The 25,542-nt window shown below is 59.4% G+C and carries 18 protein-coding genes, 2 rRNA genes and 1 pseudogene (1 of these 21 cut by a window edge); 10 read left to right on the forward strand and 11 right to left on the reverse strand.

Annotation, left to right across the window (positions count from 1 at the left end; genetic code table 11):
- Positions 1-168 precede the first annotated feature (168 nt).
- The 3 genes and pseudogenes from AB4O11_RS03670 to AB4O11_RS03680 all read right to left on the reverse strand — a co-directional run bounded on the left by AB4O11_RS03670 (position 169) and on the right by AB4O11_RS03680 (position 2,915).
- Positions 169-777: a methyl-accepting chemotaxis protein gene (locus tag AB4O11_RS03670; protein ID WP_416221731.1), complete on the reverse strand. Its 609-nt coding sequence runs from the start codon at positions 775-777 to the stop codon at positions 169-171.
- A pseudogene (locus tag AB4O11_RS03675) lies at positions 757-1,626 on the reverse strand (PAS domain-containing protein); the annotation flags it as partial. The pseudogene AB4O11_RS03675 and the gene AB4O11_RS03670, both read right to left, overlap by 21 nt.
- On the reverse strand, positions 1,602-2,915 hold the full coding sequence (locus AB4O11_RS03680) for an MFS transporter (RefSeq protein ID WP_460088989.1): 1,314 nt from the start codon (positions 2,913-2,915) through the stop codon (positions 1,602-1,604). The gene AB4O11_RS03680 and the pseudogene AB4O11_RS03675, both read right to left, overlap by 25 nt.
- 334 nt (positions 2,916-3,249) lie before the next feature.
- On the opposite strand from AB4O11_RS03680, the gene AB4O11_RS03685 reads away from it, so the two are divergent.
- From AB4O11_RS03685 to AB4O11_RS03710, 6 genes are all read left to right on the forward strand, one after another.
- Positions 3,250-4,668 (forward strand): short-chain fatty acid transporter, encoded by a 1,419-nt coding sequence (locus AB4O11_RS03685; RefSeq protein WP_460088990.1) that lies wholly within the window; start codon positions 3,250-3,252, stop codon positions 4,666-4,668.
- 188 nt (positions 4,669-4,856) lie between these two features.
- Positions 4,857-6,554 carry a molecular chaperone HscC gene (locus tag AB4O11_RS03690; RefSeq protein ID WP_116255199.1) on the forward strand — a complete coding sequence of 566 codons (1,698 nt, stop codon included), beginning with the start codon at positions 4,857-4,859 and terminating at the stop codon, positions 6,552-6,554.
- Between the two features lie 11 nt (positions 6,555-6,565).
- The gene (locus tag AB4O11_RS03695) at positions 6,566-8,293 is read left to right on the forward strand and encodes a J domain-containing protein (protein ID WP_460130168.1); all 1,728 of its coding nucleotides are present in this window, start codon (positions 6,566-6,568) and stop codon (positions 8,291-8,293) included.
- A 97-nt stretch (positions 8,294-8,390) separates the two neighbouring features.
- Positions 8,391-10,085: an acid phosphatase gene (gene acpA / locus AB4O11_RS03700; protein WP_093441523.1), complete on the forward strand. Its 1,695-nt coding sequence runs from the start codon at positions 8,391-8,393 to the stop codon at positions 10,083-10,085.
- A gap of 119 nt (positions 10,086-10,204) precedes the next feature.
- The gene (locus AB4O11_RS03705; protein ID WP_093441527.1) at positions 10,205-11,377 is read left to right on the forward strand and encodes a hypothetical protein; all 1,173 of its coding nucleotides are present in this window, start codon (positions 10,205-10,207) and stop codon (positions 11,375-11,377) included.
- A 180-nt stretch (positions 11,378-11,557) separates the two neighbouring features.
- Positions 11,558-12,082, forward strand: a complete 525-nt coding sequence (locus tag AB4O11_RS03710; RefSeq protein ID WP_093441532.1) for an SET domain-containing protein-lysine N-methyltransferase — start codon at positions 11,558-11,560, stop codon at positions 12,080-12,082.
- Positions 12,083-12,090: 8 nt separating this feature from the next.
- On the opposite strand, the gene can is transcribed toward AB4O11_RS03710, so the two are convergent.
- Positions 12,091-12,735: a carbonate dehydratase gene (gene can / locus AB4O11_RS03715; protein WP_007912954.1), complete on the reverse strand. Its 645-nt coding sequence runs from the start codon at positions 12,733-12,735 to the stop codon at positions 12,091-12,093.
- A gap of 141 nt (positions 12,736-12,876) precedes the next feature.
- Here can and AB4O11_RS03720 point away from each other — a divergent pair, with 141 nt between their 5' ends.
- The gene (locus tag AB4O11_RS03720; RefSeq protein WP_016983591.1) at positions 12,877-13,281 is read left to right on the forward strand and encodes a hypothetical protein; all 405 of its coding nucleotides are present in this window, start codon (positions 12,877-12,879) and stop codon (positions 13,279-13,281) included.
- A 144-nt stretch (positions 13,282-13,425) separates the two neighbouring features.
- Here AB4O11_RS03720 and rimI read toward each other — a convergent pair whose 3' ends face one another.
- Both rimI and AB4O11_RS03730 read right to left on the reverse strand, forming a co-directional pair.
- Positions 13,426-13,878 carry a ribosomal protein S18-alanine N-acetyltransferase gene (gene rimI / locus AB4O11_RS03725; protein WP_007912963.1) on the reverse strand — a complete coding sequence of 151 codons (453 nt, stop codon included), beginning with the start codon at positions 13,876-13,878 and terminating at the stop codon, positions 13,426-13,428.
- Positions 13,871-14,617, reverse strand: coding sequence for an energy transducer TonB (locus AB4O11_RS03730; RefSeq protein WP_116255203.1), 747 nt, complete (start codon positions 14,615-14,617; stop codon positions 13,871-13,873). Before AB4O11_RS03730 ends, rimI begins: the two co-directional genes overlap by 8 nt.
- A 244-nt stretch (positions 14,618-14,861) precedes the next feature.
- Between AB4O11_RS03730 and mksB the strand changes: the two genes are divergently transcribed.
- Genes mksB through mksF form a run of 3 tightly spaced genes read left to right on the forward strand, consistent with a single transcriptional unit; the run spans position 14,862 to position 19,667 of the window.
- A complete protein-coding gene (gene mksB, locus AB4O11_RS03735; RefSeq protein ID WP_007912967.1) occupies positions 14,862-16,139 on the forward strand; it encodes an Mks condensin complex protein MksB in 1,278 nt (425 codons plus the stop codon).
- Positions 16,129-16,830 carry an Mks condensin complex protein MksE gene (mksE, locus tag AB4O11_RS03740; protein WP_007912968.1) on the forward strand — a complete coding sequence of 234 codons (702 nt, stop codon included), beginning with the start codon at positions 16,129-16,131 and terminating at the stop codon, positions 16,828-16,830. The genes mksB and mksE overlap by 11 nt, the downstream gene beginning before the upstream one ends.
- Positions 16,827-19,667 (forward strand): Mks condensin complex protein MksF, encoded by a 2,841-nt coding sequence (gene mksF, locus AB4O11_RS03745; RefSeq protein ID WP_095125806.1) that lies wholly within the window; start codon positions 16,827-16,829, stop codon positions 19,665-19,667. The genes mksE and mksF overlap by 4 nt, the downstream gene beginning before the upstream one ends.
- Positions 19,668-19,871: 204 nt before the next feature.
- On the opposite strand, the gene AB4O11_RS03750 is transcribed toward mksF, so the two are convergent.
- The 5 genes from AB4O11_RS03750 to AB4O11_RS03770 all read right to left on the reverse strand — a co-directional run.
- A complete protein-coding gene (locus AB4O11_RS03750; protein WP_257356124.1) occupies positions 19,872-22,175 on the reverse strand; it encodes a PqiB family protein in 2,304 nt (767 codons plus the stop codon).
- Positions 22,168-22,791 (reverse strand): paraquat-inducible protein A, encoded by a 624-nt coding sequence (locus AB4O11_RS03755; protein ID WP_093441551.1) that lies wholly within the window; start codon positions 22,789-22,791, stop codon positions 22,168-22,170. The genes AB4O11_RS03750 and AB4O11_RS03755 overlap by 8 nt, the downstream gene beginning before the upstream one ends.
- On the reverse strand, positions 22,778-23,437 hold the full coding sequence (locus tag AB4O11_RS03760) for a paraquat-inducible protein A (protein ID WP_093441556.1): 660 nt from the start codon (positions 23,435-23,437) through the stop codon (positions 22,778-22,780). Before AB4O11_RS03760 ends, AB4O11_RS03755 begins: the two co-directional genes overlap by 14 nt.
- Before the next feature lie 149 nt (positions 23,438-23,586).
- A 5S ribosomal RNA gene (rrf, locus tag AB4O11_RS03765) occupies positions 23,587-23,702 on the reverse strand.
- A 152-nt stretch (positions 23,703-23,854) separates the two neighbouring features.
- Positions 23,855-25,542: ribosomal RNA gene (locus tag AB4O11_RS03770) — 23S ribosomal RNA — on the reverse strand; it runs 1,206 nt beyond the window's last position.

A 25,542-nucleotide genomic window follows, 5' to 3' on the forward strand; every position in this document is an offset into this window, starting at 1 on the left:
CGGGGGAAAAGGAGCCGATTGTAGCGCTGCCACTGAAGAAACACAGAACCTGTGGGAGCGAGCTTGCTCCGGGCGGCGTTCCGACGAAGGCGATAGGTCAGTCACATCAATGTTGAATGACACACCGCTTTCGCGAGCAAGCTCGCTCCCACAATGGATCAGTGGAGATTAGTGGGAGAGTTGGTTGGCGAACTGGCCGACGGCGTTGACGACTTTCTGCGCACCGTCCTGAATCTCGACAATCACCGTGCCCGCCTCTGCCGCCAGCGCCAGGCCCTGTTCAGCCTGGAGCTTGCCGTCGGTCATCAGCGCCACCGCATTGCGCGCCATTTCCTGGTTCTGCCGCACCACGGTGACAATCTCTTCGGTCGCCTGACTGGTGCGCGAGGCCAGTTGCCGCACTTCGTCGGCCACCACCGCAAAGCCACGGCCCTGCTCACCGGCGCGCGCCGCCTCAATGGCAGCGTTGAGCGCCAGCAGGTTGGTCTGTTCGGCAATGCCGCTGATGGTTTTGACGATGGTACCGATCACCTGCGACTGCTCGTTCAGCGCTTCGATACCCTCACCGGCAGCCTGCATGTGCCGCGACAGATCACGCATTACATTCACCGCCTCGGTGACCACAGTGGTGCCACGTTGCGCGGTGCTGTCGGTTTGCTGCGAGGTGCTGTAGGCAATGCTCGCCGCGTCGGCTACTGCTTGTTCGCGGTTGACCTGATCGGTGATCACCGTGGCGAACTTCACCACTTTGTAGAGTTTGTCGTTGGCATCGACCACCGGGTTATAGGACGCCTCCAGCCAGACCGTACGACCATGACTGTCGACACGTTTAAAGCGTTCAGCGACGAATTCGCCGTTGTTCAAACGGCGCCAGAAGTTCTGGTACTCGGTGCTGTTGTATTCCTCCGGCGTGCAGAACATGCGGTGATGTTTGCCCTTGATCTGCGCCAGGCTGTAACCCATGCCGCTGAGAAAGCGATCGTTGGCATTGAGCACATTACCGTTAAGGTCGAACTCGATTACCGCCGTCGAACGCACCAGCGCACCGATCAGATTTTCGTGTTCACGCGAGGCTTCGATGGTGCGGGTCAGGTCGCTGGCGTAGAGCGAAATGTGCTTGATCCGCCCGTCCGAAGAACGCACCGGTTGCACGATGGAACGCAGCCACGCTTCCTCACCATTGCCGCGCAACAGGCGCACGGCACCGGCGAAATGCTCGCCGCGCGTCATGGCGTTTTTGAAGCGGTGATGGAATTCGTCGGTCTTTACGTGGGCCGGGACGATATCTTCAATCGCTCGACCGATCAGGTCCTGGCTCTTGTAGAGCATCTCGGTAAGGAAGTTCTGGTTGACCGATTGAATGCGCCCGTCAGGTTCCAGACACAGCACCAGCATCTCGCTTTCCAGGCTTTCCTTCACCTGCACAAGGCTGGAGAGTTCTTCACGAAGAGCGGCCAGCTCTTGCTTCAGGCGTTTGTTGAACATGGGAAAGTACCAATGGGCAGGATAGAAAGCGGGATACAGCCTAGCCATCGGCCTTGAAAAGCTTTTCTGAAGAGCGTTTGCGACCCGCCGGTCAAAAATAGTTCGAGCGCACGCTGTCAGGCAGCTCCGGCCACCTGACATTGTCCTGTGCGCGGCATTCGCGAGCCAAAATACGCTGCCGTCAATAGCCCCACAACGCCCATCACCGCGCAGAACATCACACAGATCCACGGACTCCACGACATCAGACCGATCAGCAACAGCGGTGTGGTGCTCGCCCACGCCGCGTAGGCAATGTTGTAGGTGAAGGAAATGCCGGACACGCGGATACGCGCGGGGAACAAGCCGACCATCACCGATGGCACGGCGCCGACGACACCGCACGCCAGACCAGCAATGGCATACGCAATGCCAATCCACTCGCCACCGCTGATCAGGCAGCCATAAAGCACACCGATACCCAATGGCAGCAGCAGACTGTAGAGCATGACCGTGCGCCACGCACCGAGGCGATCAACCAACAGACCGGCAATCACACAGCCGATATTGAGGAAGACGATGCCCAACGCGCTGAGGGCGAAGGTGTGGCTGGCGGTCATGCCGAAGGTTTTCTGCATCATGGTCGGGGTGATGACGACGAATACCACCACCGCCGAAGTCAGCACGCACGTCAAAAGCATCGCCGGCAGCATCGCCAATCGATGCTCGCGAAGCACCGTGCGCAGCGGCAGTTCAACCCGCGCCTCGCGCTGCGTTTCCATGGCCATGAACACCGGGGTTTCGCTCAACCAGCGCCGCAGGTAAACGCCGATCACGCCGAACACACCACCGAGCAGGAACGGATAGCGCCAGGCGTAATCGAGGATTTCCGCCGGGGTGAAGACTTGCGCGAGGAACGTCGCAGTCAACGCGCCGATCAGATAACCGAAGGTCAGCCCGGCCTGCAAAAAGCCCAACGCGTAACCACGATGGCCGGCCGGTGCGTGCTCGGCGACAAACACCCAGGCACTCGGCACCTCCCCGCCAACCGCCGCGCCCTGCAGGATGCGCAGCGCCAGCAACAGCAGCGGCGCGAAATAACCGATCTGGGCATAGGTCGGCATGATCCCGATCAGCAGGCACGGCAGCGCCATCATCAGGATGCTCAGGCTGAAGACTTTCTTGCGCCCGAGTCTGTCGGCGAAATGCGCCATCAGGATCCCGCCCAGCGGCCGCGCCAGGTAGCCGGTGACAAAGATCCCGAAGCTTTGCAGCAGACGCAGCCACTCAGGCATTTCCGGCGGGAAAAACAACTGACTGAGGGTCAGGGCGAAGAATACGAAAATGATGAAATCGTAAATCTCCAGCGCCCCGCCAAGGGCCGCAAGGCCGAGGGTCTTGTAGTCGGAGCGGCTGAACGGCAAGGGTTTGGCCGTGGATTGGGCGGTCATGGCAAAGAACTCTGGCAGGCAAAAAACCAAGGCGCCCATGGTCTACGCAAATGGCCGGATGGACAACCCGTTAGACCATAGTCCCGGTTTTGCAAAACCTGCTCACAAATCGTCTTCGCTTGATTTACTGTTGAAGCCTGTCCTGCCAGGTGAAACCCACCGACCTCGAGCCGAGCCGGGAACCTTGTAGGAGTGAGCCTGCTCGCGATAGCGGTGTGTCTGTCACCTCCATGTTGAACGTGCCGATGCCATCGCGAGCAGGCTCACTCCTACAGGAGATCTGCGTTTCGCCTGCCGGATCAAAAATAACCATAAAAAATCCGAGGTACTTCCTGTGGCCGTTGATATCGAAGATAGCCGCTCCGCACGCTTTGCCCTGCGCTGTTCAAGCTTTGCCGAACGCTGGTTCCCCGATTCCTGGGTATTCGCCGCGCTGGCCGTGATCATCGTCGCCCTGGCCACCCTGGCCATGGGCGCCAAACCCACCGATGCGGCGATGGCGTTCGGCGACGGGTTCTGGAGCCTGATCCCGTTCACTATGCAAATGGCCTTCGTGGTGATCGGCGGCTACGTGGTCGCCAGTTCGCCACCGGCCGTGAAACTGATTGACCGGCTGGCGCGGATCCCGAAAAACGGCCGTTCCGCCGTGGCCTGGGTGGCGCTGATCTCGATGGTCGCGTCCCTACTCAATTGGGGCCTGTCGCTGGTGTTCGGCGGTTTGCTGGTGCGCGCCCTCGCCCGCCGCACTGATCTGAAAATGGATTACCGCGCCGCCGGTGCTGCGGCTTATCTGGGCCTTGGCGCAGTGTGGGCGTTGGGCTTGTCGTCGTCGGCTGCACAGTTGCAGGCCAACCCCGCCAGCCTGCCGCCGTCGATCCTGTCGATCACCGGGGTGATTCCGTTCACCGAAACGATTTTCCTCTGGCAGTCCGGCGTGATGTTGCTGGCGCTGATCGTGATCTCGATCATCATCGCCTACGCCACCGCCCCCGGGCCGAATTCGGCGCGCGACGCCAAGGCCTGTGGCATCGACCCGGCCTTCAACCTGCCACCGCTGCAACCGCGTACGCGTCCGGGTGAATGGCTGGAACACAGTCCGCTGCTGATCATCATGCTGGTGCTGTTGGCAGCGGGATGGCTGTTCCATGAGTTTTCAACCAAACCGGCGATCACCGCGATTTCCGGGCTGAACACCTATAACTTCCTGTTCATCATGCTCGGCGCCTTGCTGCACTGGCGGCCGCGCAGTTTCCTCGATGCCGTCGCCCGCGCCGTGCCGACCACCACAGGCGTGTTGATCCAGTTCCCGCTGTACGGCTCGATCGCCGCGCTGATGACCACGGTCAAAGGTACGGACGCGCAAACCCTGGCGCACCACATCTCAACGTTCTTCGTCAGCATCGCCTCCCACGACACTTATGCACTGTTGATGGGCGTGTACTCGGCGATTCTCGGTTTCTTCATTCCATCCGGTGGCGGCAAGTGGATTATCGAGGCGCCGTACGTGATGCAGGTCGCCAATGATCTGCAGTACCACCTCGGCTGGGCAGTGCAGATCTACAACGCGGCCGAAGCGCTGCCGAACCTGATCAACCCGTTCTACATGCTGCCGCTGCTCGGCGTACTCGGGCTGAAAGCGCGGGACCTGATCGGATTCTCCTTTGTGCAATTGCTGGTGCACACGCCGCTGGTGCTGCTGTTGCTGTGGGCGTTGGGGACGACGCTGGCGTATACGCCGCCAGTGATGCCTTAACCCTAGCGGGGCGCAGTCATGATGGCCGCGCCCCACACTTTTCTCCTGAAACAGCTCTGTGTCGGGCTGCCTGTCGCAAATAATGGCTCAGAGCCATCATCCTGCTTTACCGCATCGCTCCCTCGGTAATATTCTGCGTGCCCATAAATGTTTCCATTTTTTACCAAGCGCAAAGGGAGTTCGTTGCAATGATCGTAGGGATTGACCTGGGAACCACCAACAGCCTGGTCGCCGTCTGGCGTGGCGATGCCACCGAGTTGGTGCCCAATGCCCTGGGTCAGTTCCTGACACCGAGCGTTGTCGGCCTGGATGATCAGGGCCGGATTCTGGTCGGTCAGGCGGCGCGCGAGCGTCTGCACACGCATCCGCGCCTGACCGCGTCGCTGTTCAAGCGCCACATGGGCAGCGCCACGCAAACGTACCTGGCCGACAAGGCGTTTCGCCCGGAAGAGCTGTCCGCGCTGGTGCTCAAGAGTCTGAAGGAAGACGTTGAACGCGCCTACGGCGAAACCGTCACCGAAGCCGTGATCAGCGTTCCGGCCTACTTCAGCGACGCTCAACGCAAAGCCACGCGCATCGCCGGCGAACTGGCCGGGCTGAAGGTCGAGAAGCTGATCAACGAGCCGACCGCTGCCGCCCTCGCCTATGGACTGCACCAACGCGACAAGGAAACTTCGTTCCTGGTCTTCGACCTCGGTGGCGGCACGTTCGACGTGTCGATTCTGGAGCTGTTCGAAGGGGTCATGGAAGTGCGCGCCAGCGCCGGTGACAACTTCCTCGGTGGCGAAGACTTCGACACGGTGCTGCTGGAGCACTTCATCAGCCAGCACCGTTCGGCCGCCGACTTCCCTGAGCGCAGCAGCGTCATCCAGCCGCTGCGTCGCGAGGCCGAGCGCGTGCGCAAGGCGCTGGGCCAGGACGACAGCGCCGAATTCCGCTTGCAACTCGGTGAGCGGCAGTGGACGCACACCATCACCCAACAACAGTTGGCAACGCTGTACATGCCGCTGCTCGAACGCCTACGTGCGCCGATTGAGCGGGCGCTGCGCGATGCGCGCATCCGTGTCAGCGACCTCGACGAGATTTTGCTGGTCGGTGGCACCACGCGCATGCCGCTGGTGCGCAAACTCGCTGCCGGGCTGTTCGGCCGCTTCCCGTCGATCACCCTCGACCCGGATCAGGTCGTGGCACAGGGCGCGGCCATTCAGGCGGCACTCAAGGCTCGCGCTGCAGCGCTGGAAGAAGTGGTGCTGACCGATGTCTGCTCCTACACCCTGGGCATCGAAACCTCCACACAGGTCGGCCGCAACTATGAGAGCGGCCACTACCTGCCGATCATCGAGCGCAACAGCATCGTGCCGGTCAGTCGGGTGAAAACCGTGTACACCCTGCACGACAATCAGGAACAGGTGGTCGTGCGCATCTTTCAGGGCGAAAGCCGCCTGGTCAAAGACAACGTGGCACTCGGCGAACTGGACATCAAGGTGCCGAAACGCAAGGCCGGCGAAGTCGCTCTCGATGTGCGTTTCACCTACGACAACAACGGCCTGCTTGAAGCCCAGGTGAAAATCCCCCTGACTGGGCAACAGCATTCGCTGGTGATCGAGAACAACCCCGGCGTGCTCTCGCCGGAGGAAATCCAGCAACGCCTGCAGAACCTGGCACAGCTGAAAATTCATCCGCGCGAGCAGCAGGTCAACACGCTGTTGACTGCACGTCTGGAGCGCCTCTATCAGGAAAGCCTGGGCGATATGCGTGATCTGATGGGCGATTGGGCCAAGCAATTCCAGATAGCCCTCGACTCTCAGGACGAGCGCCAGATCCGCGAAGTGCGCACCGACTTGAGCCGACGCCTGAGCGAACTTGACCGCACCCCGTGGCAATAAGGAGCCTGACCATGGATTGCTGGTCGGTGCTGCACCTGCACGATGACGCTGAAGCGCGCGACATTAAACGCGCCTATGCGCGTCTGCTGAAAACCTTCCGCCCCGATGAGGATGCCGAGGGTTTCCAGCGTTTGCGCGAAGCCTACGAACAAGCGTTGGCAATTGCCCGGTGGCGCCTTGAAAACGCTGAGCCTGCGGACGAAGACGACGTCGCCGTGGGCACGGCTTCCAGCGCCTTTGCCGCACTGGCTCTCGATGCTGCGCTGGCAAACAACCGCAGCCACCCGCAAAACACCGCGTGGGATTTTGCCGATCTCGACTTTCCGCCCGTCAACCCGGCAGCCCCGGAGCCTTTTGCGCCGCCGGCGAAGGATGATGCTTTGCCTGTCGAGCCTCTGACGGCGGCCCCGGACACAGAAGCGTATGTGCTTGAAGCGCAGGCCGCGCGGCAACTGCTTGAAGGGCTATCGCCAGAAAATCTCGGCGAGCGTTGGGATCAGGCGCAACAGCAAGGCTGCGCCAAGGCCTTCGAAAGGCTGTTACTGCAGTTGTGTTTTGAACAGACACATCTGCGCAGCCCAGTGCTGCACTGGGCCGTCGAGCAACTGGGATGGTTGGGGCCGTGGCAAGACGTGCTGATGAATGATCGTCAGCGTGACGGACTCGCTGAGAGCCTGATGGCCGATTACCGAAACACCCTGCAAGCGCTGCTGGAAAGCCAGAGCGAGCGCGAATTCCTCAACGTGCTCAAACGCTACAGCGCCCAACCGTGGCTGCAGGTTTTCGATCGCCGCGAACAATGGCAGCAAACCCTGCTGCACTTGCTCAATGAAAGCGAGTGGAGCGTGCCGCTGTTCGACCGCATCGGCCAACTGTTCGGCTGGGATCACAACAAAGGCCTGCACCCGCAACCGGACTGGCTCTGGGACAGACTGATCGAACGCTGCGATCAGGAAAGCTTCTATGACAATCTGCGGGGCAAGGCGGAAAGTGACCGCACGTGGGCGGCCGACGTTCAGGCCGCGCATCTGTTGATCAATCCGCTCAAGCCCCTGCAGCAGAAGAAGATCATTGATGGCTTTGGCCAGAATGAATGGCAGGCCTGCCATGACTTGTCGGAAAAGCTTGCTTGGCGCTTCCCCGAACTGCTCGCACGTTTGCCCTATGCCGATGTTTTTTACTGGCGACGGTTCTTTCCACGGCCCATCGCCGCCGAGACCTGGGTACGGGTATGGGCGGCAATTGCCTTGGCGCTGTGCCTGTTCTATCTGGGTATTGAGAAAAGGGATGCCGCCAATCTCATCTTCATTCCGATGATCTTTGCCTGCGTACCGGTATGGTTTTTTCGCTTTGCATTGAGTTGGTGGGTGGTGCTCACGGCCCACGTGATCGTGCCGGATCTGTGGCTCACCGAGGGACTGATTCCGCGCAAATGGAACCCTGACACGCGCTGGCTGGTGATACGCCACGGGGTTCCGCAGGTGGTGATGCTGCTGTTGTTTTCGCTGATGCTCGGGCCGCTGGGCGCGCTCACTTATGTCGGCACGCTCCTGATCGGGCTGGTGCACAAACGCCGTATCGGTTCGCTCGATCCGGAACTGAGCAGCCGCCACCCTTGGCTGACCGCATTGCATTGGGCGCACTTCAGTCCGCTGCAATTGCTGTTTCTGGTGGTCATGACCGCCGTAACAGCGGCGAGCAGGCTCGGCTATTCGCTCACCCAGCTCATGCCCGGCTAGGAGCGCAACGACAAAACGCTCTGTCACCCAACCGTCATATTGCCTTGCTAGCGTCCGCCCGAAACATACTGAAACAATTAAGCAAGCGGGCTGACCGATGAAAGATGAAACAGACGGCACTGACGCACCTGAATCCAATCACCCCACCGACACCAGTCGCCGCCGCTTTCTCGGCGGCGTCGCGGTGCTCGGTGTCGGTGCCACGCTGGCCGGGTGTGGCAGCGCCAGCGATCAACCGGGCAAACCGACCGAACGCCCGCTGACGCCCGCCGAGCTGGACAAAGCCCTGCGCGACCAAGTGAAAACCGTAGTGGTGATCTACGCCGAGAACCGCAGTTTCAATAACCTGTTCGGTGATTTCCCCGGTGTCGAAAAGCCGCTGGCCGCGCTCAAACCCGGCGACTATCAACAACGTGATCGCGACGGCTCGCTGCTGCAAACCCTGCCTCCGGTCTGGGGCGGTGTGCTGCAGATCGGCCCGCAAACCCTTGATGGCGTGACTTACCCCAACGCCACGCAGTTTCAGGAAAACCTGCCCAACGCACCGTTCGCCCTCAAAGGCCCGAACGGCGAGGACTTGCCGTTCGGCCTGGTGACCCGCGACTTGTGGCACGTGTTCTATCAAAACCAAATGCAGATCAATGGCGGCAAGAACGATGGCTTCGTCGCCTGGGCCGACTCCGGCGGCTTGACCATGGGCCACTACGCCCAGAGCCGCTATTCCCTGCGCCTGTGGGATGTCGCGCAGGAATTCGTGCTGTGCGACAACTTCTTCCAGGGCGCCTTCGGAGGCTCGTTTCTCAACCACCAATACCTGATCAGCGCCACCGCGCCGTTCTATCCAGACGCGGCCAATTCGGTGGCCAAGTCGCAGATCGCCGCGCTGCAAAGCGATGATCCGAGCGACCCGCGCCTCAAGCCGCTGGAGCAATCGCCGGCCAGCGCCATGACCGGCCCGCCGCAGTTCGGCCCAAGTGCACTGACCCCGGATGGCTTCGGCGTCAACACCCTCGCCCCACCCTACTGGCCGACGTGGATTCGCGACCCTGAACGCCCGGCGTATTCAAAAGCGGATCTGCCCAACGTGATGGTGCCGCAGACCCACGAACACATCGGCGACAAGCTGTCGAAAAAGCACATTGACTGGGCGTGGTATGCCGGCGCGTGGCAGGCGACGCTGGAGCAGTACAAGGATTCCGGCGGCATTCCGAAAATCCCCAACTTCCAGTATCACCATCAGCCGTTCAACTACTTCAAGCAACAAGGCCCGGAGAACCCCGACGAGCGCAATAAACGCCTGCGCGATGCTGGCCTGGGCGATGAGTCGAGCAGCAACAAATTCTTCGCCGATGCCGAAGCGGGCAAGTTGCCGGCAGTGAGCTTCTACAAACCGCAAGGCAACCTGAACATGCACGCCGGTTATGCAGACGTGGCGTCCGGGGATCGGCACATCGTGCGTGCGCTGAAGGTGCTGCGTGAAAGTCCACAGTGGCAAAACATGGTGGTGATCGTCACGGTCGACGAGAACGGCGGCTGGTGGGATCACGTCGCGCCGCCCAAGGGCGACCGCTGGGGGCCGGGCTCGCGAGTGCCGGCGCTGGTAGTGTCGCCGTTTGCACGCAGGGGCACGGTGGATCATACGGTCTACGACACGGCATCGATCCTGCGGTTGATCACCCGTGTCTTCCAGTTGGAAACGCTCGACGGTCTCAAACAACGTGACGAGGCGATGGTTGCCCGGGGCCAGCAACCCATGGGCGATTTGACCAACGCCCTGCATTTTCCGGCCTGAAACCCAGCCCAGCGAGTTTGCGCAAAAATCTGCGGATGACGGCTTCTCTGTCAAACGCGGCTGATCCACTATGAGGCGCCCCCGACACGCGGGGAACCCACGCTGAAAAGGATCTGAGCATGTTCAAACTCGCAGGACTCACACTTGCCGCGCTGACGCTGAGCGCGGCCGCCCACGCCGATGTCGATCTGAAACTGGGCAGCACCGAACGCGTTACCCGCCTGTTCGCTTACCCCAACAATTGCAGCGTAATCTGCTTCCGCAACTGGACGCTGGAACAGACTGTCGCCCATTACCTGAGCCAGAGCGTGCAACGCGATGGTTATGCCGATGCCAAGGTGTTGGTAAAAACCGATAACGGCCAGCTCTACGCCGAGATCACCGGCGTGCCAAAGGATTACGACAAACCGCTGTCGGCGCTGTTGGACGCGGGAGATCTGGCCTACACCGGCGCCAGCAAACTCAACGCCGACGGTAAATGGGCCTACAGCTGGTACCTGTTCCTGCCGCTGGGCATGGCTTTGGAAAACCGTAAAAGTGTCGAGTTGCTGCACTTCCCGCCGGATTACTCGCTGACCCAAGCGCAGGACTATTTGCGTTCGAACACCACCGATCGTTGGGCGACGCTGCTGACTGACAATGGCATTCCTGCCGAGCAGACGCCGGCCTATCAAACCATCATCGATATCGCCCCGATCGCTGCGCCGTCCAATGCTGGCAGTGATCTGGAAGGCGTGTATGACTACTTCAAGGACTACCAGACCACGCTGGTCAAACAGTTCAGCCAGACCGCCAGCGGCACGACGCTGCCGATGGTCGCGTTCGGCGCGCCGGTGCGTAACTGGATCAAGCAGCAATACGGGCCAACCGTGAATGTCTTGGGCCTGGCGACGATCAGCCCGAGCGAAGGCGTGAAAGTGCCGGTGCTGGGTTCCAACCACCCGAGTTATATCTGGTACGCCGCTGACCCGAAAAGCTACACCGGCGACGACGCACAGGCCAAGGCTGATGCTGCGGGCCTGAAAGTCATGGGTCAGGATTTGAGCGCGGCCTGCTGGCAGGCGGGTATGGGCAGCAAACCAGGCAGCGATGCACAGGCCACGCTCAACAGTTGCACGCAGACGTGGCAGGTCACGCAGAAAGTCAAAACCTGCGAGTTGTTCTACACCTCGATCCGCAACCTGACCCCGGAACAGGCTGTCGCCAAGTGCGCGACCACTCCGATCAAGGCACAACTGAAGCAGTTGCAGGCACCGCTGCCTGCCACCGCCGTTCCCGCCCCGCACCTGTAATCGCTTGAAGCGCTCCCGTGTCAGCCAATGCTGACGCGGGAAAGCGTCTAACTCGCCTGTCAGATCTGACAGTAGACCAGCTATACCTAATACGACAAGATTGGATCCAAACAGAAGTGTTGCAGCACTGACAGGACGTCAACCCCAGGAAGTCGCAAAACCTTTGCGGCAAGGACTGTTATGAATATCCACGCCATGGCGCAATCGTCGCCACGCGACACAGAGGGCATTTATCCCTTCGCCGGTCTTCCCGTGCGACTGGGATTTCCCGCCAGTACCGATTTCGAAATCATCCACGATGCGCACGCCAGCCCTATGGGGGTCGCGGCGCGGCGTGAGTTTCTGCAAAGCCATCGGATGTGCCGGGTGTCAGGGCAACTTCTGCCCTATCGCTGCCGACAGACCCGACAGATGCTGACGGGCATCCACATTTACGATCCGCGCTTTTGCGGTTTGATCGAACACGCCTGCGACCCCAATGTGTTTCTCGACATGAGCGAGCTGTGGTTGTGGGCGTTGAAAGATATCCACAGGGGGGAGCGGCTGACCATGGACTACGCCGCCACCGAAGACAAACTGCTGCATCAGTTTGCCTGCGGCTGCGGAGCCAAACGCTGTCGAGGGTGGATCACCGGTTACGACGAACCGCCCAGCATCGAGGGCCAGCACTTTTTACAGCGCTGGCGGCACTCGGGTTTGCGCTGAAAGGCCGTTTACAACGCGCCAACCGGACGCAAACGGTATTGCGGCGGCAATTGCTCGAAACCACTGATGGTGGTGTTCAGGCTTTTCCAGCGACCGTCCTTGATGCCGTAGATGCAACCGTGGATCGACAGGCTCTGCCCGCGATGCCAGGCGTTCTGGATGATGCTGGTGTGGGCGACGTTAGCCACTTGCTGGATCACGTTGAGTTCGCACATGCGATCAACCTGCTCTTCTTCGGTCGGTAACTTGGCCAGCTCCTCGCGTTTTTCGTAGTACAGATCGCGGATCGAACGCAGCCAGCCGTCGATCAGACCGAACTGACGGTCCTGCATCGAGGCGCGTACACCGCCGCAGCCGTAGTGGCCGGTGACGAGAATGTGTTTAACCTTGAGCACGTCGACCGCGTACTGGATCACCGACAGGCAATTGAGGTCGGTGTGCAGCACCACGTTGGCGACGTTGCGGTGCACAAACAGATCACCCGGCAGCATGCCGACGATCTCGTTAGCCGGCACACGTGCGTCGGAACAGCCGATCCACAGATATTCCGGCGTTTGCTGGCGCGCCAGCTTGGCGAAGAAATCCGGGTCTTCCTTGGTGATCGCGTCAGCCCAACGCTCGTTGTTATCAATCAGGTCTTGTAAGTCGTGCATGCTGTAAGGCCTCAAGAAAGATGCGCTGCTTTGACAGACGACCGCCCGTCGGGGTCACGCCAGAATCGCAAGTGATTTCATGGGAATTCTCGTGTGTCCGGTGAGTCCACCTTAGTAAGGCCCACAGTATGAGGATTTGCCATGACTGATTCACGACGCCCTTACGATGCGGTGCAACCGGAGCCCATCGATGATAACGAAGACCGCATGGGTTCGGTGCATGAGCTGGATTTCGATGAAGACGAGCCTAGCGCGAAAATCGGTGATGAAATCCCCGAGCGTGAACGTGAACAGTTGATGCCCCGTGAGCGTGTACGAGAGGCGGGCATGACCGGGGCTTCGGTCAGTGATCATGAGCCGACTGACGATGACCTGAGCCCGGAAACGCTGATCCATGAAGATGGCGCGCGGGACGCCGAAGAGGCCGGGGAAGGCAATCAGGCCGATTGGGACTTGAGCATCGTCGATGAAGATGACATTGGCGGAGGCAACGGGCTGGATGAGGCGGAACTGGCGCGGCGCGATCCGCTGGATGGCAACCGTTGATCATCAGTGCCTGACGGGACGCTTTCGCGAGCAGGCTCGCTCCCACAGGTTTTTGGTTTGATCACAGAATTTGTGTGCGAATCAAATCCACTGTGGGAGCGAGCTTGCTCCGGGGGGGCGTTCCGACGAAGCTTTTAAAGGCGATCAGTCAACCAGGGTGCAGGCCATGACCACGGCATCTTCGCGCCCACCCACCGCCGGATAATAATCCCGACGTCGGCCAATCTCGTTGAAGCCATAACGCTCATACAACTTGAACGCGCCCGTATTGCTGTCACGCACTTCCAGAAAACATTCTCGCGCCGAAGCCGCATAGGCCCGCGACATCAGATGCTCGAGCAACGTCAGCCCCAGCCCGCGCCCCTGATTTTCCGGTTTGACGGTAATGTTGAGCAGATGCGCCTCATCCAGAATGATCTGCACCACCCCGTGGCCAACCTGTTGCTCACCTTCGAACATCAGCCATATCTGGTATTTACCCAGGCCGTCGAGAAAAATCCCCCGGGTCCACGGATGGCTGTACGCGGCGTACTCGATTTTCAGCACGGTTTCCAGATCCGCCTCGGTCATCGGGCGGAACGATACAGCGTCACTCATTCGATTCTTTCCAGCGCGCCATCAGCCGACGCATGGCTTGCCACACAGCGGCCTTGCGCTGTGGCTCTTCCATTAACAATTCCAGACCGGGAATGGCCCAGGCCGAGCCCAGACCTTCGATCTGCAATTCACGATTGAACGCTTCGGCATCCGCTTCACCGGCAAAACGCACCGCCGGAAGGCCGATCAGCCACAGACAGGCGCAGGGTGCGGCTTCCATTTGCACGGAAAGGAAACCCTGAACGAAATCACGCGCCGCCTCCGGGCCTTGATCCATGGTGCCGCGATTGAGCCACGGCCAGCGCACCGGCTCACCGACGATTTGCGGCGCATCCGGCAGACCGGCGGCGCGCAGCATGTCTTTCAGCAGCAAATAGGCGGGATCACGGCTCTGGAACGGTTCGCCTGTGGGTAACTCGACCAGCAGCAGGCATCGCCCGGCGCGCAGTAATTGCAGGGCGAAACGCGGTGGTGGCACCGGTGCCGGTTTGGCGACGACTGGCGTGTCGTCGGCCTCCTCTACCGGTTTGGCGTTGGTTCGTGTGCTGGCCAGCGAAGGACGCGGCACCTCGATCTTCGGCCGCTCACTCGGACGCGCAGCCGGTGCTGCCGGTGCTTCGGCCTGCGGAGCAAGCACGACCGGCGCCTCTACCTCGGGCTCGGGCATGTCCAGCAGCTCGGGCCGCGACGGTGCGGCGAAGGGCAATTCGGTGCGCGGCAGCCAGTTGACCACCTGCATGGCGTTCAAATAGGCGCGGCGGCGGGACTCGATTAGCAAGGGTCGGCCACTTGTGGATAACTGAAGTGCGCTGATTCTACCGCCCTTCGTTCAAGATCGCCCGTTGTAGATCGATACTCTTTCACGAGGCGCTTTACCCACGCTCTTTATACAAAGAATGCGACAGCCCGTCCCGAGAGTGAATCGCATCCTTCGTGATGCAGTACAATCGCCGCTTTTCATTGCCAACCAGCCGGGCATTCCGATGATCGAACCCAAGCGCGTCTTGCGCGCCCTCGCTGAACACTGGGCACTGCTTGAGCCACTGTGTGAGCACTTCGACCAAGGCACATTGAGCCTCAACGAACTGCGCTCGCAGCTGGCCGCCCAACAACTCGACAGCACGCCGCAGGACATCACCAGCCTGCTCGACGTGTGGATTCGCCTCGATATCCTGATTCCGGTGGCGAAAAGCCCGAACCGTTTCGAGCTGAACGCACAGATCCATGATTTCCTCGCTTATCTGCGTCGCGAGCACCGACTGGGCCTGTGCCTGGAAATCGAAGCCTATCTGCGCCACCTCGAACGTCTGGCCGGGTATATCCAGGACGCGTTCGAGGTTCGCGACGGCCACGATCTCGCCCGCCAGTTGCGCCTGCTCGACATGCGCGTGCGCGACGTACTGAAGAAGCTCGACAACGACGAACAGGCCCTGGTCGCCGTCGCCGAGCGCGCGAAGACCAGCGATCGGCAGATTCCATTGCGTCAGCGTTACGCCGAAGTACTGGCGACGTGGGACGAATACGTCGAGCCGATGATCGACCTGGTGAACGCCGATGGCGCCTTCGAACAAGGCGTGCGCAAAGTCGAAACCGTGTTGCTGAAAATGCTCAGCGAACAGCAGCGCCTCGGCCATCTGGTCGATGACGACATGCTGCTGCGCACCCACGCACGCATCCTCGAGATGCAGACCAGCGCCCAACTGACGTTGCGTCACGCCCGCGAACTGCTGCTGCCGCTGCGTGAAGAAGCGCGCCGGCACAACGCCGTGACCCGTGGTGCCGCGTTAGCCCTGGCAGCGATTCGCCGTAAAGGCATCGACGCCGTGCCGCAAGCCGCGATGCCGCTGTTCACCCGCCCGCAAAGCACCTTCCTCGGCAGCGCCAGTCAGGTCGAAGCCTACGTCTATGCGTTGGCGCGTTTCGAGCCGAAACCGGCGCGCTTCCCCAAGGCGCACAAGACCCAGAAAGGCGAAGCACCACGCGCGCCCCGCACCGTCCGCGAGATGGTCGACCGCTGCGAAGAAGCCTTGCCGATGCCGGATCTGATGACCTGGCTGCTCGAGCAGGAGCCGGACGGCGCCACTGACGAATTGCTCTACTGGTTCTCGCGCCTGTCGCGGGAAAAACGCTTCAAGCGCGAGCGTCTGGAACGCCGCGAATACCACACTCACGAGCACCAGGTCAGCCTGCGCTCCTTCGCCCTGCTCTCGGCCAGCGACAGCGCCGCCGAGAATTCTGCGAGCATCCCCAATGCATCTTGATCTTTCCGAACTGTCGCAACTCGCGCCGATCTTCCGCGAGCTGTTCAAGGGTTACCACGTCAGCCGCCGCGATCCGGAGCTGTACGCGCAACTGTCGAACTTCCAGGATCAGTACCGCACGCTGTTCAAGGCGCTGGGTTTTGAACTGGTCTGCGACACCCGTGGTTTCTACTACTTTGTGCCGGACATGGCCGCTGCGGCGGTAAACAAGACTGCGCAGCGTCTGGCGCTGTTCACCTTTATCCTCGTTGAGCACCTGGCCGATCAGGGCCGCGATCCGATCGCCGTGCTCGATGGCGGCAGCCTCGGCCGTGAAGAACTGCCATCGCTGCTGGAGAAGTACCGCGACCTGTTCATTCAGGCCGAGGTGCAGACCGTTGAAGAGCTCGAAGAAAAGATCATGCGCCGCATGACTCAACTCGGTTTTGCCAGCGAAGAAAACGGCGTTTATCGCTTCCTGCCGCCAATGCACCGTTTCCTCGACGTGTGCCTGTCGGTACAGCAGGACCGCGATCTGGCGGCCAGCGTGCACAGCGTATTGCCGCTGCCGGCACCGGTGCTGATCGACGAAGCGGCGGAAGCCAAATTCCTCGAAACCGACGATCCGCTCGATCTTTCAGAGTTTGAAGAGGAAAGCGAAGAAGACGCACTGGCCCGCGCCATTGCCGAAGAACAGGAGTCCGACGCATGAGCCAGGAACGCTACGGCATCCGCCGCTTTGCCCTTTTGAACACCGCCGGTTACAGCCTCGGCCTGTTCCCGCTGGAAGAACCGTTGTCGGTTTACGGCGCGAACAACCTCGGTAAATCGGCGTCGATCAACGCCCTGCAATTCCCGATTCTGGCGCGCATGTCGGACATGAGTTTCGGCAAGTACAGCCTCGAACAATCGCGGCGCTTCTACTTCGCTTCCGACACCAGCTACATCCTTGTCGAAGTGAATCTGCCGCACGGTCCGCACGTGATCGGCGTGGTCGGTCGTGGCCCGGGCGGTGGTTTCGGTCACCAGTTCTTTGCCTATGCCGGCAAGCTCGATCTGGCGCATTACCAGAAGAACGACACCTGCCTGCGCCAGAAAGAGCTGTTCAGCAACCTTGAGAAAGAAGGCCTGAAAGCCTACGAACTCAAGCCGGACGAGCTGCGTCGTTTGCTGGTTGGCGGTCACACGTCGATCCCGCTCGACCTGACGCTGATCCCGCTGCGCTCCACCAGCGAGCAGAGCCTGAAGACCTTCCGTGCGCTGTTTATCAACCTGCTGCACATGCGCGAAATCACTGCGGCCAAGTTGAAGCAGTTGTTCCTCGACGCCTTCGAACACAGCCTGCGTTCCGGCAGCGTCGATTACATCGCCGCGTGCGAAGAAGCTTTCCGCGACGTGCGCCGGATGGAACAGGACTACAACTCGCTGGTCGCCGCCGGCCCGCTGGTTGAGGCCTTGGCCAACGGCGTGAAACAGCGCGACATACTGCGCGGCAAACTGCATCGCCTGTCGCCGCTGCTCGACTCGTTGCTCGGCACCTGGTCGGACTACGCCAGTGCGCGCAAAGAAGAACTGACCATTCAGGCTGACCACTACCGTGGCGAGCAGGACAGCCTGCAAAACGATCAGCGCGGCGGCACTCAGGAGTTGATGCGTCTGGAGCGGGAGATTTCCGGCATCCAGCGCTGGCTCGGCGAGCTGTCGGTACTGAAGAACCGCTTCGCGCTGGTCGATGACGTCAAAGTGCTTGAGCAACAATTGCTCGCGGCCAAGGATGCGCACGACGAACTGGCCGGTGCCTTGGCGCAATCCCGTCAGTTCAGCGCTGAAGATCTGGAAGAGCGCGTACGCGATCTGGAAAAACGCCTGAAGTCGGTGAAGCAACAACTCGATCACGCCGACAACAACAGCTATGCCCGCCTGCGCGAAGAGTTCTCGCAGCAGGACGTCGAGCGTTTGATGCGCCTGTTCAACAGCGCGCTGTTCAGTCTGCCGCTGGGCGAACACGGCATTACCCTCGACGAAGATGGCGAGTGGGTCAAATCGGTTGAGCTGATTCTCGATGGCTTCAAAGGCGAGCGTTTTGAAGTGCCTGGCCTGTCGATCGACATCTCGCACATCGAGCCGCCGGCGCTGCAAGCCTTGGCTGACCGTGCCGCGCTGCGCGATCAGAAAGAGCGTCTGGAAAAAGAGCTCAAGCAACTCAAGACTCAACAGGCTGTAGCCGCCGACCGCGCCGCGAGCAAAACCCAGACCGAAGCGCTGTACCAGCAAGTGCTGGACGCGCAGAAGGCGCTGGAAGATTTCCGCCGCACCCAGACTCTGAGTGCCGAGGAAGGCGACAAGCTCGAGCAACTGGCGCAGATGGAAGGCGCTCAGGACGAACTCAAGCGTTCCAGCGATGCGTTCACCGAGCGCGTCCAGCAACTGTCGGCCAAGCTGCAACTGGTCGGCCGCCAGATCGCTGACATGGAAGCCAAGCAACGCACCCTCGACGATGCTCTGCGCCGTCGTCAGCTGCTGCCGGCGGATCTGCCGTTCGGTACGCCGTTCATGGATCCGGTCGATGATTCGATGGACAACCTGTTGCCACTGCTCAACGACTATCAGGACAGCTGGCAAGGCTTGCTTCGCGCCGATGGTCAGATCGAAGCGCTGTACGCGCAAGTGCGTCTGAAAGGCGTGGCCAAGTTCGACAGCGAAGACGACATGGAGCGCCGTCTGTCGCTGCTGATCAACGCTTACGCGCACCGTACCGATGAGGCGCTGACCCTGGGCAAGGCCCGTCGCGCGGCGGTCACCGACATCGCCCGGACCCTGCGCAACATTCGCAGCGACTACGACAGCCTCGAGCATCAACTGGCGCTGTTCAACCGCGAGATCAACAAGCGTCAGGTGTCCAACCTGCAGAGCTTCCGCATCGTCCTTGCGCCGAACAAGGAAGCGCTCAAGCACATCGACCAGATCATCCACAGCGCCGGTCAGTACGAAGAAGGCGAAACCCTGTCGGTGTTCGATCTGAGCCAAAGCGCCGAGCAGGACAACAAGAACGAAGAGGCCAAGGAATACCTGGCACGGCTGGTGGCGGCAAACCACAACCAGCTCGGCCTCAAGGACTTGTTCGAACTGGCCTTCGAGATCACCAAGGTCAACGGCCAGCCAGTGATCCACACCGACATCGATGGCGCGGCGTCCAACGGCACGACCATGACCATCAAAGCGCTGACCAACATGTACTTGTTGCTGCACTTGATGGACCGCGATCAGGCCGGTCGCGTACGTCTGCCGTACTACCTTGATGAAGCAGCGGATATAGACGAGAAGAACCAGGCTGCGCTGCTGGAAACCAGTCTGCAACTGGGTTTCGTGCCGATTCTGGCGAGTGTGAAGCCGCAGGTCTGCGCCAGTGTCGCGATCGACCTGGAAGGCGGCAGCGGCCCGGCGGGCATCTACATCGATGAGGCGGACTGGAAGTACATCCGTCGCCATGATGTGGTCAAGGCAACGCTGAATGTTGAAGCGGATGAACCGGAGCTGGATGCGGTTTGATCGGCATTAACTGAAGGCAAAAAAAGGGCCGCGATCTGCTGGGATCGCGGCCCTTTTTTATGGTTTGGGGTTTGTGTTGAATTAAAGGGCCTCTTCGCGAGCAAGCTCGCTCCCACATGAAACGCATTCCAAATGTGGGAGCGACGGTGCGACGATTCGACTTGCTCGCGAAGGCGTCTTAATAGACGCCACATCAACTTCGGGTTACTTACCGAGGGAAATCTTCGGCGCCCACGTCAGCCACTCATCCTCAAACTTGTCGAACAACGGGAACGTCTGCTCAGGGCGCGCCGGATTGCCCATGCGCTCACCGTCCGGCGTGGCGAAGGCGATGCCACCCTGAATCGCCGTCTCCAGCGACTCGGTGCGCACTGTCAGCCCATTGAACAAACCGATATCAAACCCGACACCACTGGTGTTCCAGAAACGGCTACCGCTGCGCACCAACGGTGCGTATTTCGGCTCGATCAGAATGTGCACCAACACTCGATCAGCGGTCTGGCCCAGTTCATAACCGGTGACTTTGCCCACGGTAATTTCACGGTAAGTCACTGGCACACCCGGTTTCAGCGAACCACGACGGGCCGCGCTCAAGACCAGACTCAGACCCGCCTCTTGCTTGGTCACTTCTGGCGCATTGGCCAGGGCCACGAAGTTCTTCTGCGGCCCCAGATTCTTCGCCGCCGGTTGCACTTCCACGTATTTTCCGGTCACCAGGGTTTCCAGATTTTCTGTCTTGATCAGGCCCAGCTCAGGTTTGACCACCCAGAATTGGCTGCCGACCCGGGCGATCTTCTCCGGCACTTCGGTAATCCGCGCCGTGAGGATCACCGATTGCAGATCATCGGTCAGATCGACGCTTTCAATCTTGCCGACATCCAGTCCCTTGAAGCGCACCGGGGTGCCACTGCGCAGACCATCAGCGCGTTCGACTTTGATCGTCACCACCGCGCCTTTCTGATTCGCCTCATCATGGTTGGCGAACAGGCGGAAACGTGGAATACGCTTCTGCAACGGCGCCTTGGCCTGCGGTGTTTCAAAAGCGATGCCACCGGCCATCAGGGTCTGCAGCGATTCGCTCTTCACTTGAATGCCGCCGGTCAGTCCGCCGGTCAGCGTGATGCCGCTGACATTCCAGAAGCGCGTCGACGCATTGACCAGGTTTTCGTATTCCTTCTCGATGTGAACACCGATGACCAGTTGCTTGCGAGTCTTGGAAAACTGGTAGCTCTGCACCGAACCGACCTTGACCTGCTTGTACAGAATCGGACTGCCAACATCGATGGAGCCAAGGACATCGGTGAACAACACCAGGTGCAGCCCCGGCGAACGCAGATCCAGCGGCGGCGCCTTCGGCCGAGCCTCGAACTCGCGTTTCGGCGCAGCGCCCTTGTCACCCGGGCGCACGGCGATGTAGTTACCTTTCACCAGCGCTTCCAGCCCGGTGATACCGGCCAGAGAAATCGACGGTTTGACCACCCAGAACTGGGTGCCATCGACCAGATAGTCTTCGGCCAACGGATCAAGAGTCAGCTCGGCAGTGGCGCTGTTCAGATCCGGGTCGATCTTCAATGCTTTCAGGTTGCCGACCTGAATGCCTTTGTACATCACCGGCGTGCGGCCAGCCTGCAGGCCTTCGAAGTCGCTGAGTTTGACCTTCACCCGGATCCCGGCCGCAGCAGCATCGAAATCTTCGTAGAGACGGAACGGCAGGCTCGGATCGGTCGGCGGGCTGTCCTTGCGGTTCTCCGGCGTGGCGAAGGCGATACCACCGGCGACGATGCTGGCCAGCGATTCGCTGCGCACTTTCACGCCGGACAGGTTGGCGTCGATGCTGATGCCGCTGGCGTTCCAGAAACGCGTATGTTTGCGCACCAGTTTGGCGTAGGTCGGCTCAATGAAGACTTTGAGCTCAACGGTGCTTTGATCTTCCGAAAGCACATAGCTTTTGATCTGGCCAACCTTGATCTGTTTGTAGAACACCGGACTGCCACGGTTCAGCGAACCGAGACGATCGGCCTTGATGGTCAGATGCAGGCCGGGTTTGGCATCCGACAGCGGCGGCTCTTCGGCCAGCGCCTTGAACTTGCGCACAGGTTCGCCTTCGCCAGGGCTGATGGCCACGTAGTTACCGGAGACCAGGGTTTCCAGACCGGTGATGCCGGCCAGGGTCACGCTTGGCTTGACCAGCCAGAAACGCGTGCTGGTCTTGAGGTATTGCTCGACGTCTTTGTTCATCTCGACGGTGGCGATCACGCCTTTGGAGTTGCCTTCGTCGTCGAGTTTGAGCGCCTTGACCTTCCCGACCGACATGCCTTTGTACATGACCTCGGTCTTGTTGGCCTGGATGCCTTCGCCACTCTCGAAGCGGATCTGAATTTCGATCCCAGTCTCGGAATAGGCACGCCAGCCGAGCCAGCCGCCGATGATCAGCGCGATCAGAGGCAGTACCCAAATGGCAGACCAGTTCGAGGCCGGTCGGGTTTTCGCTACGGGCAAATCAGTCATGGTCGTCGTCCGACTCCGTGTTATCCCAAATCAGTCGGGGATCGAAAGTTACTGCGGCGAGCATCGTCAGAATCACCACACTGGCGAAAGCGATGGCGCCAAGATTGGCTTCGACACTGGCAAGCCGGCCGAAGTTGACGACCGCCACGAGAATGGCGATCACAAAAATATCGAGCATCGACCAGCGGCCAATAAACTCGATAAAACGGTACATCCAGATGCGCTGACGGGCGGACAACGGTTGACGTCGTTGCACCGAAAACAGCAGCAGCGCGATGCCCACCAGTTTGAAGGTCGGCACCAGAATACTGGCGATAAACACCACCGCAGCAATCGGAATCATGCCGTGCTGCACCAACTGGATCACGCCGGACATGATAGTGCTCGGATCACCCTGACCCAAAGAACTGACAGTCATGATTGGTAAGACGTTGGCCGGAATATAGATGATCGCTGCCGTGATCAGCAGTGCCCAGGTGCGGGTGAGGCTGTTTGGACGCCGGGCATGAACCAGTGCACCGCAACGGGTGCAGGTTTGCTCGTCGGTGTCGGCTTCTTGCTTGTTCAATTCGTGGCATTCGGTACACACCAGAATGCCCGCATCAATCGCCCGCATGAGCGTCCTCTCCTGATAACGCCTGCCAGATCTGATGCGGTGACATCACCACCTCCAGCCATACCTGTACCAACAACAAACCAATGAAACATACCAGGCCAAGACCAACGGTGATCGCTGCCATATCAGCCAGTTTGACGATCGCCACCAGTACGCCCATGAGGTAGACCTCGAGCATTCCCCAGTCTTTGAGGTGGTGGTAAATGCGATAGAGCAACAAGCCGTAACTGCGGCCGATATCGAAACGGATCGTCAGCAATACGAATAACTGGCACAGCAACTTGAGCAGCGGTATGGCCATGCTGCACAGGAATACGACAATGGAAACACCCTGCATGTCGGTGTTGAACAAGCCAAGCACGCCGCTCCAGACCGTATCCTGCGAAGACTGTCCGAGGATATTGAGTTGCATGATGGGTAAAAAGTTTGCCGGGATGTACAGCAATAATGCTGCAATCACCAGGGCGAGGCTGCGCTGCACCACGTTATGGCGATGGGCGTACAACTCGTAACCGCAGCGTGGGCAGAGCGCTTTCTCGCCATGGGCAAGCGTTGGCTTACGCATCAGCAGGTCGCACTCGTGACAGGCCACCAAGTCTTCCAGCGGTAAATCTGACAGCCCAGGGGCGTCAACCGACTCTGACATAAAGGCTCTGGCTCCGAATAAGGTGGGGCTATTCTAGTGTTCTGATTCGAAAATAACTGTGCAAATTTGTTCGTTGTCGCGAGTAAAAAACTTTCCTGCGGGCAAAACAAAACCCCAACTGCTTTCGCAATTGGGGTTTCGGAATTTAATCTTGACGATGACCTACTCTCACATGGGGAAACCCCACACTACCATCGGCGATGCATCGTTTCACTGCTGAGTTCGGGATGGGATCAGGTGGTTCCAACGCTCTATGGTCGTCAAGAAATTCGGGTACTGACTCGTGACCAGATGGCCTCGCTTCAGCAAATTGGGTATGTGACAGCTTTCGGTGTTTTGTGAACATCGAACTTTCGGTTCGTTTCGTCTTCACACACCGCAATCTGGTCTCTTCGACGCAAATTGCTTGGGTGTTATATGGTCAAGCCTCACGGGCAATTAGTATTGGTTAGCTCAACGCCTCACAGCGCTTACACACCCAACCTATCAACGTCGTAGTCTTCGACGGCCCTTCAGGGAACTCAAGGTTCCAGTGAGATCTCATCTTGAGGCAAGTTTCCCGCTTAGATGCTTTCAGCGGTTATCTTTCCCGAACATAGCTACCCGGCAATGCCACTGGCGTGACAACCGGAACACCAGAGGTTCGTCCACTCCGGTCCTCTCGTACTAGGAGCAGCCCCTCTCAAATCTCAAACGTCCACGGCAGATAGGGACCGAACTGTCTCACGACGTTCTAAACCCAGCTCGCGTACCACTTTAAATGGCGAACAGCCATACCCTTGGGACCGGCTTCAGCCCCAGGATGTGATGAGCCGACATCGAGGTGCCAAACACCGCCGTCGATATGAACTCTTGGGCGGTATCAGCCTGTTATCCCCGGAGTACCTTTTATCCGTTGAGCGATGGCCCTTCCATACAGAACCACCGGATCACTAAGACCTACTTTCGTACCTGCTCGACGTGTCTGTCTCGCAGTCAAGCGCGCTTTTGCCTTTATACTCTACGACCGATTTCCGACCGGTCTGAGCGCACCTTCGTACTCCTCCGTTACTCTTTAGGAGGAGACCGCCCCAGTCAAACTACCCACCATACACTGTCCTCGATCCGGATAACGGACCTGAGTTAGAACCTCAAAGTTGCCAGGGTGGTATTTCAAGGATGGCTCCACGCGAACTGGCGTCCACGCTTCAAAGCCTCCCACCTATCCTACACAAGCAAATTCAAAGTCCAGTGCAAAGCTATAGTAAAGGTTCACGGGGTCTTTCCGTCTAGCCGCGGATACACTGCATCTTCACAGCGATTTCAATTTCACTGAGTCTCGGGTGGAGACAGCGCCGCCATCGTTACGCCATTCGTGCAGGTCGGAACTTACCCGACAAGGAATTTCGCTACCTTAGGACCGTTATAGTTACGGCCGCCGTTTACCGGGGCTTCGATCAAGAGCTTCGCGTTAGCTAACCCCATCAATTAACCTTCCGGCACCGGGCAGGCGTCACACCCTATACGTCCACTTTCGTGTTTGCAGAGTGCTGTGTTTTTAATAAACAGTCGCAGCGGCCTGGTATCTTCGACCGGCATGAGCTTACGGAGCAAGTCCTTCACCCTCACCGGCGCACCTTCTCCCGAAGTTACGGTGCCATTTTGCCTAGTTCCTTCACCCGAGTTCTCTCAAGCGCCTTGGTATTCTCTACCCAACCACCTGTGTCGGTTTGGGGTACGGTTCCTGGTTACCTGAAGCTTAGAAGCTTTTCTTGGAAGCATGGCATCAACCACTTCGTGTTCTAAAAGAACACTCGTCATCAGCTCTCGGCCTTAAGATCCCGGATTTACCTAAGATCTCAGCCTACCACCTTAAACTTGGACAACCAACGCCAAGCTGGCCTAGCCTTCTCCGTCCCTCCATCGCAATAACCAGAAGTACAGGAATATTAACCTGTTTTCCATCGACTACGCTTTTCAGCCTCGCCTTAGGGACCGACTAACCCTGCGTCGATTAACGTTGCGCAGGAAACCTTGGTCTTTCGGCGTGGGTGTTTTTCACACCCATTGTCGTTACTCATGTCAGCATTCGCACTTCTGATACCTCCAGCAAGCTTCTCAACTCA

Source organism: Pseudomonas sp. H1_D05 (genome assembly GCF_054682705.1).